At 69.2% G+C, this 14265-nt stretch carries 13 protein-coding genes and 1 pseudogene; 12 read left to right on the top strand and 2 right to left on the bottom strand.

What is annotated here, in order from left to right; all coding sequences use genetic code 11:
- Positions 1-44 precede the first annotated feature (44 nt).
- On the top strand, positions 45-632 hold the full coding sequence (locus AC6H42_RS13875) for a TetR/AcrR family transcriptional regulator (RefSeq protein ID WP_057156893.1): 588 nt from the start codon (positions 45-47) through the stop codon (positions 630-632).
- A gap of 57 nt (positions 633-689) precedes the next feature.
- Here AC6H42_RS13875 and AC6H42_RS13870 read toward each other — a convergent pair whose 3' ends face one another.
- Positions 690-1349 carry a DUF6622 family protein gene (locus AC6H42_RS13870; RefSeq protein ID WP_497548303.1) on the bottom strand — a complete coding sequence of 220 codons (660 nt, stop codon included), beginning with the start codon at positions 1347-1349 and terminating at the stop codon, positions 690-692.
- Between the two features lie 103 nt (positions 1350-1452).
- Here AC6H42_RS13870 and AC6H42_RS13865 point away from each other — a divergent pair, with 103 nt between their 5' ends.
- From AC6H42_RS13865 to AC6H42_RS13850, 4 genes are all read left to right on the top strand, one after another.
- Positions 1453-3114 (top strand): SulP family inorganic anion transporter, encoded by a 1662-nt coding sequence (locus AC6H42_RS13865; protein ID WP_497548291.1) that lies wholly within the window; start codon positions 1453-1455, stop codon positions 3112-3114.
- A gap of 8 nt (positions 3115-3122) precedes the next feature.
- Complete coding sequence (locus AC6H42_RS13860; RefSeq protein ID WP_057156896.1) at positions 3123-3665, top strand: sugar O-acetyltransferase; 543 nt, start codon at positions 3123-3125, stop codon at positions 3663-3665.
- 94 nt (positions 3666-3759) lie between these two features.
- A complete protein-coding gene (locus AC6H42_RS13855; protein ID WP_057156897.1) occupies positions 3760-4176 on the top strand; it encodes a DUF2061 domain-containing protein in 417 nt (138 codons plus the stop codon).
- Between the two features lie 60 nt (positions 4177-4236).
- Complete coding sequence (locus AC6H42_RS13850) at positions 4237-5046, top strand: ferritin-like domain-containing protein (RefSeq protein WP_057156898.1); 810 nt, start codon at positions 4237-4239, stop codon at positions 5044-5046.
- A gap of 2 nt (positions 5047-5048) precedes the next feature.
- Here the strand turns inward: AC6H42_RS13850 and AC6H42_RS13845 are convergent.
- Positions 5049-5502 (bottom strand): annotated as a pseudogene (locus AC6H42_RS13845) (Rrf2 family transcriptional regulator); the annotation flags it as partial.
- Positions 5503-5605: 103 nt separating this feature from the next.
- On the opposite strand from AC6H42_RS13845, the gene AC6H42_RS13840 reads away from it, so the two are divergent.
- The 7 genes from AC6H42_RS13840 (at position 5606) to AC6H42_RS13810 (ending at position 14228) form a co-directional block, all read left to right on the top strand.
- Positions 5606-6571, top strand: a complete 966-nt coding sequence (locus tag AC6H42_RS13840; protein WP_497548290.1) for an NAD(P)/FAD-dependent oxidoreductase — start codon at positions 5606-5608, stop codon at positions 6569-6571.
- A 90-nt stretch (positions 6572-6661) separates the two neighbouring features.
- Entirely contained in the window at positions 6662-7912 is a 1251-nt protein-coding gene (locus AC6H42_RS13835; protein WP_497548289.1) for a sensor histidine kinase, read from the top strand.
- Positions 7909-8514 carry a response regulator transcription factor gene (locus AC6H42_RS13830; protein WP_057156902.1) on the top strand — a complete coding sequence of 202 codons (606 nt, stop codon included), beginning with the start codon at positions 7909-7911 and terminating at the stop codon, positions 8512-8514. The genes AC6H42_RS13835 and AC6H42_RS13830 overlap by 4 nt, the downstream gene beginning before the upstream one ends.
- Before the next feature lie 108 nt (positions 8515-8622).
- Positions 8623-9000 (top strand): response regulator transcription factor, encoded by a 378-nt coding sequence (locus tag AC6H42_RS13825; protein WP_057156903.1) that lies wholly within the window; start codon positions 8623-8625, stop codon positions 8998-9000.
- A gap of 25 nt (positions 9001-9025) precedes the next feature.
- Complete coding sequence (locus tag AC6H42_RS13820; RefSeq protein WP_082552004.1) at positions 9026-10792, top strand: methyl-accepting chemotaxis protein; 1767 nt, start codon at positions 9026-9028, stop codon at positions 10790-10792.
- The gene (locus AC6H42_RS13815; RefSeq protein ID WP_497548288.1) at positions 10792-13014 is read left to right on the top strand and encodes a PAS domain-containing sensor histidine kinase; all 2223 of its coding nucleotides are present in this window, start codon (positions 10792-10794) and stop codon (positions 13012-13014) included. The genes AC6H42_RS13820 and AC6H42_RS13815 overlap by 1 nt, the downstream gene beginning before the upstream one ends.
- Complete coding sequence (locus AC6H42_RS13810) at positions 13011-14228, top strand: sensor histidine kinase (protein ID WP_497548287.1); 1218 nt, start codon at positions 13011-13013, stop codon at positions 14226-14228. Before AC6H42_RS13815 ends, AC6H42_RS13810 begins: the two co-directional genes overlap by 4 nt.
- Positions 14229-14265 lie beyond the last annotated feature (37 nt).

Raw genomic sequence — 14265 nt, 5'->3', positions numbered from 1 at the left:
CATAATGTATAATGTCAGGCAGAACTTTGCGGAAGGAGAGCAACATGAAGGTGAGCAGGGAGCAGGCGGCGTTGAACCGCGAACGCATCGTGGAGACAGCGGCCAGGCTGTTCCGCGAAAAAGGTTTTGACGGCATCGGCGTGGCCGACCTGATGAAGGGCGCCGGCCTGACCCATGGCGGCTTCTATGGCCATTTCGGCTCCAAGGAGCTGTTGCTGGCCGAAGCGGCCGCCAAGGCGCTGGAAAAGTCGGTGACGACGTGGCGCAAGCTGGCCGACCGGGCGCCGGAACAGCCGGTGGCGGCGATTGCCGCATCCTATCTGTCGGTTGCGCACCGCGACGCGCCGGGCAAGGGCTGCGCGGTCAGCACGCTGGGCACGGATGCGGCGCGGGCCGGGCCGGAAGTGCGCAAGGCGATGTCCGACGGCGTGCAGGCCCAGCTGAAACTGCTGGCCGAGCTGGAGCCGGGCGCGGATGGCGCTGCGAAACGGCAGCAAGCGATCGCCGACTATGCCAGCATGGTGGGCGGCCTGGTGCTGTCCCGCGTGATGGCCGACCCGGCCCAGTCGGAGGAAGTGCTGGCGGCGGTGGTGGCGGCGCTGGAGCGGGGACGGCAGGCGCGGTCCGCCTGACCGCCGCAGGCCGCTGCGCCCGGCGGCGCGCCGCGCTGGCGGGCCGGAGGAGCGGCCTCAGGCGGGGCTGGCGGCGGCCGGGCGCAGCGCCTGCCAGGCGGCGGCGGTGCGCAGCAAGCGGCCCAGGAGGATGCCGTTGAACAGCCCGAACGCCATGCAGGCGGGCACCGCAAAACGCATGTCGCCGCGCAATGCGGGCTGCACTGCCAATGCGGCGCCGACTGCGTACTTACAGCAGAACACCGCCATCATCAGCGCCAGCGGCATCCAGCTGCCGCGCTGCGTCACGGTGCCGGCCGCGTGGTCCACGGCCTTTGCGCCATCGCCGCCCGCCCGGGTCCGGGCCAGCGCCGCGCCCGCCAATGTTGCCGCCAGCCAGGCGGCCCCGGCCGGCGTCCAGAGACCAAAGCCGGTCGCCACGCTGTTCAGTCCCAGCACCAGCATCCCCCCCGGAATGATGAACACGCTGCGGTAGTGGACCACGCGGTCCTGGCTGGCCGCTACGCCGCGATAGACCAGGAAGGCGAGGATGGCCCAGACGTAGGCCGGGGTGTGGGACAGGATTTGCTGCAGCATGTGGACTCCGTTGGTGTCGGGTGGAATAAGGCAAGTGGGCTCACTATGCGGCGCGGCGCGCGGCCGGGCCACCGGTTTGCGACGAAACCGGCGTGCGGCGGAGCGAAACCGGCCGTGGCGGCGGTACAAGCTGGCCGGCATAGCCCGGCCGCCAGGCGCAGGCGCCATATCCGTTTTCCGTATATCCATATGCGTTGCCCGTATGGTAGGCTTCGCTTATTTTCAAGGCGGAACAGGCTAGAGCATGCTGCATTGGTTGAGGCAATACCGGCGTGCCATGTTGCCGGGCGACATCAGCGCCGGCATCGTGGTGGCGATGATGATGATCCCGCAGGGCATGGCGTATGCGCTGGTGGCCGGCTTGCCGCCGGTGGCGGGGATTTACGCCAGCATCCTGCCTCCGGTGCTCTACGCCCTGTTCGGCAGCAGCATGACGCAGTCGGTCGGCCCGATGGCCATCGTGGCGCTGATGACGGCGGCCGTGATCGGGCCGCTGGCGCCGGCGGGCTCGGCGCTGTATGGCGTGCTGGCGGCGCAGCTGGCGCTGGTGGCCGGCGTGGTGCTGCTGTTGTGCGGCGCGCTGCGCATGGGCTTCCTGGCTAATTTCTTCTCGCGTCCGGTCATGAGCGGCTTTACGGTCGGTTCCGTCGTCATCATCGCCGCTGGCCAGGTCAAGCCGCTGCTGGGCGCGACTTTGCCCGCCTTCCACGCGCCCAGCGCCGTGCTGGGCGGCGTGTCATTGCTGCTGCTGGTGCTGGGCAAGCGCTATGCGGCGGGCCTGCTGCGGCGGTGCGGCCTGCCGGCCGCGCATGCGGAGCTGGGCGCGCGCCTGGTGCCGATGCTGGTGGTGCTGGCTGCCACGGCCGCCGTGCCGCAGCTGGGCCTGCAGGCGCTGGGCGTCCAGACCACGGGCGCGGTGCCGTCCGGCCTGCCGCAGCTGAACCTGGCTACCTCGTCCAGCCATTGGCGCGCGCTGCTGCAGCCGGGCCTGCTGATCGGCTTTATCATCTTCCTGCTGAGTATGTCCGCCGCGCAGTCGCTGGCGCTCAAGCGCAACGAGAAGCTGGTGGCCAACCAGGAGCTGTTCGGCCTGGGCGCGGCCAACGTGGCCAGCATGGTGTCCGGCGGCTTCCCGGTCACCGGCGGCATGTCGCGCTCGGCAGTCAATTTTTCGGCCGGCGCCAACACGCCGCTGGCCAGCATCATCACGTCGGGCCTGCTGACGCTGGCCTTGCTGGCACCCACCGGCTGGCTGGCGCTGCTGCCTTTGCCGACGCTGGCCGCCACCATCATCGTGGCCGTGCTGGGCTTGCTGGAATTCGACACGCTGCGCATGGCCTGGCGCTATGACAGGGGCGACGCCGCCGCCTGGGGCGCCACTGCCGCCGGCGTGCTGGCGCTGGGCGTGGAAGCGGGCGTGGTGGTCGGCGTGTTATTGTCGATGGGCACGCTGATCTGGCGCGCCAGCCGGCCGCACATCGCGGTGCTGGGCCGTATTCCGGGCAGCGAGCACTACCGCAATATCGAACGCTACCGGGCTGAAACGCAGGCCGAGGTGCTGGTGCTGCGCATCGACGCCAATCTGTTCTTCGGCAACGTGGAAGCGGTGGGCGAGCGTATCGAGGACGAACTGCGGGCGCATCCGTCGGCGCGCCACCTGGTGCTGGCGATGACGGCCGTCAGTTCGATCGACACCACGGCATTGTTTGCGCTGTCGGAATGGAATGCGGGCATGCGCCGGCGCGGCGTGGCGCTGCACCTGGCGGAGGTCAAGGGGCCGGTGCTGGACCGCCTGCGCCAGAGCGATCTGCTGCAGCAGTTGAGCGGCCCCATTTTCCTCAGCACGGCGATGGCGTGCAATGCGCTGCAAGAGGGCCGCGAAGGCGGCATGGCGGAACACATTTAGGAGTAGACATGCAGGACCAGCAGGACAAACCTTACCGCCCCGGCGAATCGCCGGGCAGCGTGGAACGCCGCGCAGCCAAGCTGCTGTGCGCCGCCTTCAACCGCGAGGACGACGTGGCCAAGCGCGCCGCGATCCTCGAGCAATTGCTGCGCAAGCCGAACAATGCGCATTTCGAGGCGCCATTCTTCTGCGACTATGGCTACAACATCAGCGTGGGCGAGCATTGCTTCGCCAACCATAACCTGGTGATCCTGGATTGCGCGCCGGTGACCCTGGGCAGCCACGTGCTGATCGGCCCGAACACCGTGATCTCGGCCGCCAGCCACCCGGTGGACCCGGTGGCGCGCGCGGCCGGCGTGTTCGAGGCGCTGCCCATCACCATCGGCAACCATGTGTGGATAGGCGCCAACGTCACCATCCTGCACGGGGTCACCATCGGCGACAACTGCACCATCGGCGCCGGCAGCGTGGTGAGCAAGTCGATTCCGGCCAATAGTTTGGCGGTGGGCAATCCTTGCAGGGTGGTGCGCGAGATTGCCCAGGCGTCTTAGGAAAAATCTATCGATGCGGTAAAAACAATTGTCTTTCAAAGTTAAATGAGAATCGTTATTATTTGCTGACACGCTCAGTCAATAAGAGGTTTTCATGCTCACCGCCGCGAAAAAAGTCAGCCAGGTAGCCGCCCATACGGGTATTGCGTTCAGCCTGATGTATGTGATGACCGGCTCGGTCGTCTTCGGCGGACTGGCCGCAGTGCTGGAACCGGTGGTCAATGTGCTGCTGCTGCCGTTCCATGAACGCGCATGGCATCAGCTGCGCTCCCGCGCCGTGGCGGCCCGCGCCCGCTATGCCGCCCTGGCCGGCGAGAAGATCAGCCAGACCCTGATGCACGCGACCGTGGCCTTCCTGATGCTGTGGTGGGCTACCGGTTCGATGGCCATGGGCGGCCTGGCGGCGGTGCTGGAACCCATACTGAACGTGATCGCCTTGCCTTATCACGACCGGCTGTGGGACAAGCTGCAGCTGCGCATGGCGCCGGCCGGCGCCGCTGCTGCCGCCTGACACCCTGCGGGCGCGGCGGTTTGGTACACTGCGTCCTTTTCTTCGCCGCAGGTTTGCCTCATGCCGTACCCATCACAATTGCAGGAGCTGCGCGCGCTGGCGCTGCAATGCTTGCTTGAAAACGATCCCGCCGCCAAGGCCCAGGCTGTCGCCGCCATGGCGCAAGCCTGGGCCGGCGGCGCGTTGACGCTGGATCCGGCCGCCGGCCCGCAGCCCGACGGCGCCATCCCGGGCCGTCCGGCGCGGCCCGAATTGGTGCCGCCGCGCCTGGTGGGGCGCCGCTCGATGGCCACGCTGGAGGGCAGGGCAATGCTGGTGCACGCGCTGTCGCACATCGAATTCAACGCGGTCAACCTGGCGCTGGACGCGCTGTGGCGCTTCCCCGGCATGCCGGCCGCGTACTACACCGACTGGCTGCGCGTGGCGAAAGAGGAGGCTTACCACTTCTCCATGCTGTCGGCGCACCTGCAAACGCTGGGCTACCAGTACGGCGATTTCACGGCCCATGACAGCCTGTGGGAGATGGTGGAGCGCACCCGCGAAGACATCACGGCGCGCATGGCGCTGGTGCCGCGCACGCTGGAGGCGCGCGGGCTGGACGCGATTCCGCCGCTGCGCGCCAAGATTGCGCAGGCCGGCGACATGGCGGCGGCCGCCATTCTGGACATCATCCTGCACGACGAGATCGGCCATGTGGAGATCGGCAACCGCTGGTATCGCTATATGTGCGAGCTGCGCGGGCTGGAGCCGCGCGCCACATATGACGAACTGGCACTGCGCTACCGGGCGCCGGTGCTGAAAGGCCCGTTCAACCTGGCGGCGCGCCGCCTGGCCGGCTTCACCGAGGCGGAACTGGGCCAGCTGGGCTGACGCGCGGCGCATGTCCCGCGCCGGCCCGGCCTAGCCGCAGAAGCGGCGGTCGACGTCGGTGGCCAGGTCGGCCAGCGTGACGCTGCCCAATCGGTCCAGCAAGATCTGTTCCGCTTGCCGCATGGCGTCCGCCAGCGCGGCGTTGACCGCCTGTTCCACCAGGCAGCTGGGATTTTCCTGCTCCACGCCCATGGCGAACACGGACGGGTTGCCGAGCGCGCGGTGCACGTCCAGCAGCGTGATGGCCTTCAGCGGGCGCGCCAGCGCCCAGCCGCCGCCGTGGCCTTTTCCCGACCTGACATAGCCTTCATTGCGCAGCCCCGCCATGGTGCGGCGCACGACCACGGGATTGGTGCCCAGCATCTGGGCGATGTCTTCCGAAGTGGCGGGTTCGCCGCGGCGCTCCATGTGGATCAGCACGTGGAGCATGCGGGATAGGCGGCTGTCTTGTCTCATGCACCCATCTTAGCGTTTTCCAGTTTGCGTAACAAGAAAAGTTACGTTAGCCGGCATTGCTGCTATCATGTAACTTTCAATGATACGTAAACTGGAGGGCGGCATGAATCAGTACGATGCAATTGTGGTGGGTGGCAGCTTTGCGGGCTTGTCGGCGGCGATGCAGCTGGCGCGGGCGCGGCGCAGGGTGCTGCTGATCGATGGCGGCCAGCCGCGCAACCGCTGGTCGCCGGCGGTGCACGGCTTCCTGGCCCTGGATGGCATGGCGCCGGCGGACATCCGCGCGCAGGCGCTGCGCCAGTTGCGGGCTTATCCGACGTTTTCCTATGCGGCGGGGACGGCGCAGTGCGCCGACAGGGATGCCGACGGTTTCGTGGTCCAATGGACGCCGGCCCATCCGGCGGACGCTGGCGGGGACGCGGCCAAGGCGCACGGGCTGCCGCCTGGGGCGGCCGCAGCGCAGCGCGCGGCGCGCCTGGTGCTGGCCACCGGCGTCAAGGATACGCTGCCCGCGATCGACGGCCTGGCAGAACGCTGGGGGCGGACGGTGCTGCATTGCCCGTATTGCCACGGTTTCGAGGTGAGCGGCGGCGCGCTGGGGGTGCTGGCGGCGTTCCCGCAATCGGTGCACCAGGGCTTGCTGCTGCCCGACTGGGGCGATACCACTTACTTTACGCAAGGCTTGCACGAACCCAGCGCCGAGGAGGCTGCGCAATTGCAATCGCGCGGCACGCGCGTGGAGCGGGTGCCGGTGGTGGCCCTGCTGGGCAGTGCGCCGCAGCTGGAGGCGGTGCGCCTGGCCGATGGCCGCGTGCTGCCGCTGAGCGCGGTGTTTACCGCGCCGGTCACCAGCATGGCGTCGCCGCTCGCGGAACAGCTGGGCTGCGCCTTCGAGCAGGGCCCGACCGGCCCGCATATCCAGGTCGATGCCGGACAGCAGACCAGCGTGCCAGGCGTGTTCGCGGCGGGCGACGCGGCCGCCGCGCGCCACAACGGCACGCTGGCCAGCGCCGCCGGGGTGCTGGCCGGGGTGTCGGCGCATGCTTCGCTGATCATGGCCACACTGTAGCGCGGCGGCCACACACGCTTGCAATATACCGTCGTGGCCGATATCGTCTGGGCACCGCGCGTGCGGGCGACGTCGTAGACAGGAGCGGGAATGGAAGCAGCAGGGCGGCGGGAGCAAGCCAGGGACGAGGCACAGCAGGTGCGGGCCGACGCGCAGCCGGACCCGGTGCGCGGCGATATCCTGGTGGTCGAGGACACGCCGGCTTCGCTGCAACTGTTGTCCAAGCTGCTGACCGACGCCGGTTACCGCGTGCGCGAGGCACCCAACGGCGAACTGGCGCTGTGGAGCGCGCAGGCCCAGGCGCCCGAACTGGTGCTGCTTGACATCCGCATGCCGGGCATAGACGGCTACGAAGTGTGCAGCCGCCTGAAGAAGATGCCCGGCCTGGACGAGGTGCCGGTGATCTTCCTGTCGGCCCACAGCGACACTGACGACAAGCTGCGCGGCTTCCAGGTGGGCGGCGTGGATTTCATCTCCAAGCCCTTCCAGTTCGAGGAAGTGAATGCGCGCGTCATGGCGCACCTCAAGATCCGCCGCCTGCAGCAGCAGTTGGCGGCGCACAACGACCAGCTGCAGCGCGAGTCGCGCCAGCGTTTGGCCGAAATCGCCCACATGAACCGCAACGCCAGCGCCTCGGTGTATTGCGCGGCGCTGGTGCACGAGCTGAACCAGCCGCTGGCGGCCATCATGAGCAATGCCGAGGCGGCCGAGCTGTTCCTGAAGATGGATCCGCCGGCGCTGGCCGACGTGGAGGAAATCCTGGGCGACATCCGGCGCGACGACCGCCGCGCCAGCGAGCTGATACAGCGCATGCGCGAAATGCTGAAGAAGTCCGATCCGGTGGCGCAGCGGCTGGACCTGAACGAGGCCATGGCGCAGGTGGCGGCCTTGCTGGGCAGCGAGGCGCGCATGCGGCGCGTGCAGCTGCACACCGAGCCGGCCCCGCTGCCGCTGATGGTGTCGGCCGATCCGGTGCAATTGCAGCAAATCCTGATCAACCTGGTCCTGAACGGCATGGACGCCATGGGCGAGCCGCCGCAGGGCGGCGCCGCCGCGGCGCCGGCCAAGCCGCGCCGGATCACGCTGTGCGCGCGCCGCCGCGACGCCGCCATGGCCGAGGTCCAGGTGAGCGACCATGGCTGCGGCTTCGGCGGCAACCGGGAACGCCTGTTCGAGTCCTTCTTCACCACCAAGGCGCACGGCATGGGGCTGGGCCTGTCGATCGCGGCGGCCATCGTGCAGGCGCACGGCGGCCGGATCTGGGCCGACAACAATCCCGGCGGCGGCGCCACGGTGGGCTTTGCCTTGCCGCTGGCGGCCAGGGCGGGGGCGGCGGCGTGAAGATCCACATCATCGACGATGACGAGCCGCTGCGCACCGCGCTGTCGCGCCTGCTGGGCGCCTGCGGCTACCGGGTCAGCGCCTACGAATCGGGCGACGCCTTCGTGCAGGCGGAAACCGGCGACGAGGCCGGCTGCATCCTGCTGGACGTGGACATGCCCGGCTTGACCGGCCTGCAACTGCAGGATCATTTGCGTGCGCGCAACAGCATCCTGCCCATTGTATTTCTCACGGGAAATGGCGACATCGCCATGAGCGTGCGCGCCATCAAGGCCGGCGCCGAGGATTTCCTGTCCAAGCCCATCGGCAAGGACGCGTTGCTGGACGCCATAGGCCGCGCCATGCTGCGCTACGAGGCGGCGGCGCAGCACAACAGCCAGCTCAGCGAACTGCGCAAGCGCGCCGCCACGCTGACCGCGCGCGAGCGCGAGGTGTTCGTGCTGGTGGTGCAGGGCATGCTGAACAAGCAGATCGCCTTCGAACTGGGCAACACCGAGCGCACCGTGAAAGCGCACCGCCACAGCCTGATGGAAAAGCTGGGCGCCGGTTCGCTGGCCGAGCTGGTACAGATGGCCAACCGCCTGGGGCTGGTTGCCGCCTAGCGCCTTGCCGGCGCGTCCGCGCGCTACCTGTACCAAAGGACACGTTACAGCCGTGTGAAATCTCCCTACAGTCATAACTATCGGTGCTTGCACCTTAGGGATGGCGTCATGGAAACAGGAAAACTCGTCGTTGCCGTCGTGGAAAACGACGCCGGCATGCTCAAGGCACTGGGCCGGCTGCTGCGCGCGGCCGGCTATATGGCCCAGCTTTATGCGTCGGCCGAGCAGTATCTGCAGCGCGGCGACCATAGCCACATTGCCTGCCTGATCCTCGACATCGACCTGGGCGGCCTGTCCGGCATCGAGTTGCAGCAAATGCTGGTCGGCGCCGGCAACGCGCCGCCCATCGTGTTCGTCACCAGCCAGATCGACGGCGGCATGGAGGCGGCGGCGCAGCGGCTGGGCTGCCTGGCCTACCTGCGCAAGCCCTTCGCTTCGCAGGATCTGCTGGCCGCCCTGCAGCAGGCCGCCGCTCACCAGCCATAACCATAAGACGACCAGGGATACCATCATGAAAAACCTCACGATCAAAGCCCGGCTTATCGCCGCCATCGCATTTCTGACCGTGCTGCTGGCGGCCATCGGCTTTGCCGGCCTGAACAGCCTGAGCCGCACCAACGCGTCGCTGCAGACGGTGTACGACGACCGCCTGGTGGCGATGGGCATGCTGAACCAGATCGGCACCGGCCTGCTGTACCAGCAGATCGCGCTGGGCAACGCGGTGGACGCGCAGGACGGCGGCCACAGCACGCTGCTGGCCCAGGCGCAACAGCGCGGCGGCGAGATCGACAAGGTGTGGGCGGCCTACATGGCCACCTACCTGACACCGGACGAGGCGGTGCTGGCCAAGGCCTTCGCGGCCAGCCACGCCGCCATGCGCGAGCAGGCCATGCAGCCGATGGCGGCGGCGCTGGCGGCGGGCGAGCGCGAGCGGGCGGCGGAATTGCAGCACAAGAAGCTGGACCCGGCCATGGCGGCGGCCGACCATGCGCTCGAAGCGCTGGTGGCGCTGCAACTGGCGGTGGGCAAGCAGGAATATGCGGATTCGCAGGCGCGCTATAGCACTTTCCGCGCCATATCCATCGCCTCCATCGTGCTGGGCGTGGCGGTGGGTGCGGTGATGGGCTACTGGCTGCTGCGCGCCATCCTGGTCCCGTTGCGCGGCGCCATCGGCGTGGCCGAGGCGGTGGCGGCGGGCGACCTGACGCAACGCATCGAGGTCAGTTCGAACGATGAGATGGGCCAGCTGACGGCCGCGCTAAAGCGCATGAACGACAGCCTGGCGACGATCGTGGCGCAGGTGCGGCAGGGCACGGAAACCATCACCGTGGCCTCCGGCGAGATCGCCAGCGGCAATGCCGACCTGTCCTCGCGCACCGAAACGCAGGCGTCCAGCCTGGAGGAGACCGCCAGCTCGATGGAAGAGCTGACCTCCACGGTGCAGCACAACACCGAAAGCGCGCGCGCGGCCGACACCCTGGCCCACGAAGCGGCGGCGGTGGCGCAGCGCGGCGGCGCAGTGGTGGCGCAGGTGGTGGCCACCATGGGGGCGATCAACCAGTCCTCCAACAAGATCGCCGACATCATCGGCACCATCGACGGCATCGCTTTCCAGACCAATATCCTGGCGCTGAACGCGGCGGTGGAAGCGGCGCGCGCCGGCGAGCAGGGACGCGGCTTTGCCGTGGTGGCCTCGGAAGTGCGCAACCTGGCGCAGCGCTCGGCGGCGGCGGCCAAGGAAATCAAGGAACTGATCGGCGACTCGGTGGCCCACGTCGGCGCGGGCAGCAAGCTGGTGGACCAGGCCGGCGCCACCATGCAGGAAGTGGTCACCAGCGTGGAGCGCGTGACGGGCATGATGTCGTCCATCCTGTCGGCCAGCGTGGAGCAGAGCTCGGGTATCGAACAGATCAACCAGGCGGTGGCCGAGATGGACACTGTCACCCAGCAGAACGCGGCGCTGGTGGAGCAGGCTGCGGCGGCCGCCGAATCCTTGCAGGACCAGGCGCGGACGCTGGAGCAGGCGGTGAGCGTATTCAAGCTGGATGCCGGCGCGCTGCGCACGGCGGCCCGCAGCGCGCCGGCGGCGGCAGCGCGCCCCGCGCAAGGCGGGCGCCCGGCCGTTCGGCCAGCGCTGCAGCCGGCGCGCGCCGCCCTGGCCCAGCCGGGGAAGGGGGGCGCCAAGCCGGCGGCGCGGTCCCCGGCCCAGGCAACTGCCGCTCCGCGCCACTTGAAGGCGGTGCCGGCGGCAACCGACGGCGACTGGGAAGAATTCTGATGCACTCGCCCGCGCACCGCGTCGCCGGTTTGCGCGCCAAGGGCGAGATCTCGATCGCGCTGCTGGTCAGCGTGGCGGTGACGGCAGTGGTGACGCTGGTGCTGGCCGCCTTCGCCGCCTATTTCTACCAGAGCGAAAAAGCGCAGCGCTGGGCGCAGCTGCGGGCCGACCTGGCCGCCAGCGCGGATGAACTGGCGGCGGCGGCAGCGCTGCCGGTGTGGAACTACGACGAAGCGCAAATCGTTACCATCATGAAAAGCGGGCTGAGCAACCGGGGGCTGCACGCCAGCATGGTGGCGCCGGCCGGCGTGCGTCCCTACATCCTGGTGCGCGGCGCCGACGGCCGGCTGCACGGCGTGGACAAGGCCCCGGCCGGCGCCGAATTGCTGCAGGAGCGGCGCGCCATGCGGGCGGCGAACCAGGATATCGGCAGCATCACGCTGTACGCCTCGCCGGCCAGGCTGCTGGCCGAACTGCGCAGCCGCAGCTACGCCATCGCCGGCATGATACTGGTGCTGGACGTGGCGCTGGTGGCCGGCCTGTACCTGGTGCTGTGGCACATGATGCTCAAGCCGGTGCAAGCCATCGGGCGCTACGCGGCCGACGTCAAGGCCGGGCTGAACCCCGCCGCGCCGGCCCCGCGCGCCTGGCTGTTCGGCGAACTGAAGAGCCTGCAGGCCTCGCTGCGCGAAATGATCGCGCTGCTCGAGAGCCGCTATCGCGCCATGCACGCCAGCGAGCAGCGCCTGCAGATCGCCACCCGGGCGGCCGCCATCGGCATCTGGGACTGGGATATCGGCAGCGGGGTGGTGGAGTGGGACGAGCAAATGTACCGCCTGTTCGGCGTGCAGCGCGCGCCCGTGGCCGAGCCGCTGCAACTGTGGCGCGAAGCGCTGCATCCGGAGGACAAGGCGCAGGCCGAGGCTGCGCTGCAGCGCACGCTGGACGGCGGCGGCCAGTTCGACCAGGCTTTCCGCATCGTCTGGCCGGACGGCTCGGTGCGCCATATCCAGGCCGACTCGATGCTGTTCCGCGACGGCGCCGGGCGGCCGCTACGCATGGTAGGCGTCAACTACGACATCAGCGCGCACAAGGCGGCGCAGCAGGAACTGCGCCAGCACCGCCACCACCTGGAAGAGCTGGTGGCCGACCGCACGCGCGCGCTGTCGGTGGCGGTGGCGCAGGCGCAGGCGGCCAGCCAGGCCAAGAGCGTGTTCCTGGCCAATATGAGCCACGAGCTGCGCACTCCCCTGAACGCGGTGATCGGCTTTTCGCGCCTGATGGCCGATGCGCCCGGCATGCAGGCCGGGGACAAGCGCAACCTGGGCATCATCCACCGCTCCGGCCAGCACTTGCTGACGCTGATTAACGATATCCTGGAGCTGTCCAAGATCGAGGCCGGCCGCATCGCGCTGCAAAACGAGCCGGTGCTGCTGACCGAGATGCTGCAGGAAGTGACGGACATGGTGAGCATGCGCGCGGCGCCGGGCGTGACGCTGCGCCTGGACAGCCGCCAGCTGCCGCTGCGCGCGCAGCTGGACGGCACCAAGCTGCGCCAGGTGCTGCTGAACCTGATGTCGAACGCGGTCAAGTTCACCCGTGCCGGGGGCATCGTGCTGCAGGCGCGGGCCAGCTGGACGGACGGCGCGGGCCCGGCCGGGAGCGGGTGCTGGCAGCTCGAATTCGCCGTCAGCGACAGCGGTCCAGGCATCGCGGCGGCCGACCACGAACGCATTTTCGAACCTTTCGTGCAGGCCGGCCAGGACGGCGTGGCCGAAGGCACCGGCCTGGGGCTGGCCATTTCGCGCGAGTTCGTGCAGTTGATGGGCGGCGAGCTGACCGTGCATTCGGCGCTGGGCGAGGGCGCGGTGTTCCGCTTCGCGGTGCCGGCCGGGGTATCGGCCGGACTGGCGCTGGCCGGCGCGCGGGACGGCGCCGCCGGCGCGGCGAGCGCATTGGACGGCGCCGGGGGTGACGAGAACGGTGGCGCGGCGCTGACGGCGGCGGCGCTGGCCGCGCTGCCGGCGGGCGCCGCCGATGCGTTGCGGGAAGCGGTGCAGCAGCTGAACCTGGCCCGCGCGGCGCGGCTGCTGCAAGCGTTGCCGCCGGCCTGCGCAGGCACGGCGGCCGCGGTCGGGCGCATGCTGGCGCTGCACCAGTATCCGCAGCTATGCGCGCTGCTGGCGCCGGCGGCGCACGATGCAGGGCAGGGGGCGGCATGATGCAGCGCGCAGACCAGAACTCAAGCGGCGAAATCCTGGTGGTGGAAGATACGCCGGCCTCGCTCAAGCTGCTCAGCGAATTGCTGGGCAACGCGGGCTACCTGGTGCGCCAGGCGCCGGACGGCGAGCTGGCGCTGTGGAGCGCGCAAGCCCGTCCGCCGGAACTGATCCTGCTCGACATCCGCATGCCCGGCATCGACGGCTTTGAAGTGTGCCGGCAGCTGAAGGCCGATCCCGGCCTGAAGGAGATTCCGGTGATTTTCCTGTCGGCGCAGTACGATACCGATGACAAGGTGCGCGGCTTCCGCGCCGGCGCGGTCGACTTCATCGCCAAGCCTTACCAGTCCGAGGAGGTGCTGGCGCGCATGCACGTCCACATCCAGCTGTCGCGCGCGCAGCAGGCGCTGGCCGCCAGCAATGCGCAGCTCACGCGTACGCTGGATGAGCTGGGCTCGGCGCACGCCGAGATCGTGCGCTCGGAGCGGCTGGCGGCGCTGGGTGCTCTGGTGGCGGGCGTGGCGCACGAACTGAATACCCCGATCGGCAACGGCGTGCTGGCCGCCAGCGCGCTGGAGGACCGCAGCCGCGCCTTTTTCGGCGCGCTGGCCGAAGGCGCCGGCGTGCGCCGTTCGGCGCTGGAGCGCTATGGCGCAGACACGGCCCAGGCCACGGCACTGCTGCTGCGCAACCTGCACAAGGCGGCCGACCTGATCGAGTGCTTCAAGCAGGTCGCGGTGGACCAGACCAGTTCGCAGCGCCGCAGCTTCGAGCTGGCCAGTCTGGTGGACGGCATGGCCAAGACGCTGGCGCCGTCGCTGCGCGCGGCCGGCGCAACGCTGCGGGTGGAGGCGGTGGGCGGACTTGCCATGGACAGCTACCCGGGCGCGCTGTGCCAGATACTGACCCAGCTCACCCGCAACGCGCTGCTGCACGGATTCGGGCCGGACGGCGGCGCCATCACCGTGCGCATGGCGGCCGACGGCGCGGCGGCGCTGCTGGAATTCGAGGACAACGGCGCCGGCATTGCGCCGGACGGCATGGCGCGGCTGTTCGAGCCGTTCAACACCGCCAGCATGGGGCGCAGCAGCGGGCTGGGGCTGCACATCGTGCACAACCTGGTGGTCAATGTGCTGGGCGGCGCCATTGAGGCGGCCAGCGCGCCTGGCCGCACCCGCTTCGCCATGCGGCTGCCGCTGGACGCACCCGGACTGTAGGCCGGCTGCCCTTGGGGGCTGGTCCATTCTATGGTAG

The organism is Massilia sp. NBRC 108631 (assembly GCF_059704565.1).
This window is presented reverse-complemented; position numbering and strand designations above follow the sequence as displayed.

Excerpts from the sequence above, each read along its gene's own strand:
- AC6H42_RS13835 (WP_497548289.1), top strand. The coding sequence starts at position 6,662 with ATGGAAGCAGCAGGGCGGCGGGAGCAAGCCAGGGACGAGGCACAGCAG.
- AC6H42_RS13850 (WP_057156898.1), top strand. The coding sequence starts at position 4,237 with ATGCCGTACCCATCACAATTGCAGGAGCTGCGCGCGCTGGCGCTGCAA.
- AC6H42_RS13870 (WP_497548303.1), bottom strand. The coding sequence starts at position 1,349 with ATGCCGGCCAGCTTGTACCGCCGCCACGGCCGGTTTCGCTCCGCCGCA.
- AC6H42_RS13810 (WP_497548287.1), top strand. The coding sequence starts at position 13,011 with ATGATGCAGCGCGCAGACCAGAACTCAAGCGGCGAAATCCTGGTGGTG.
- AC6H42_RS13860 (WP_057156896.1), top strand. The coding sequence starts at position 3,123 with ATGCAGGACCAGCAGGACAAACCTTACCGCCCCGGCGAATCGCCGGGC.
- AC6H42_RS13820 (WP_082552004.1), top strand. The coding sequence starts at position 9,026 with ATGAAAAACCTCACGATCAAAGCCCGGCTTATCGCCGCCATCGCATTT.
- AC6H42_RS13875 (WP_057156893.1), top strand. The coding sequence starts at position 45 with ATGAAGGTGAGCAGGGAGCAGGCGGCGTTGAACCGCGAACGCATCGTG.
- AC6H42_RS13815 (WP_497548288.1), top strand. The coding sequence starts at position 10,792 with ATGCACTCGCCCGCGCACCGCGTCGCCGGTTTGCGCGCCAAGGGCGAG.
- AC6H42_RS13855 (WP_057156897.1), top strand. The coding sequence starts at position 3,760 with ATGCTCACCGCCGCGAAAAAAGTCAGCCAGGTAGCCGCCCATACGGGT.
- AC6H42_RS13840 (WP_497548290.1), top strand. The coding sequence starts at position 5,606 with ATGAATCAGTACGATGCAATTGTGGTGGGTGGCAGCTTTGCGGGCTTG.
- AC6H42_RS13825 (WP_057156903.1), top strand. The coding sequence starts at position 8,623 with ATGGAAACAGGAAAACTCGTCGTTGCCGTCGTGGAAAACGACGCCGGC.
- AC6H42_RS13865 (WP_497548291.1), top strand. The coding sequence starts at position 1,453 with ATGCTGCATTGGTTGAGGCAATACCGGCGTGCCATGTTGCCGGGCGAC.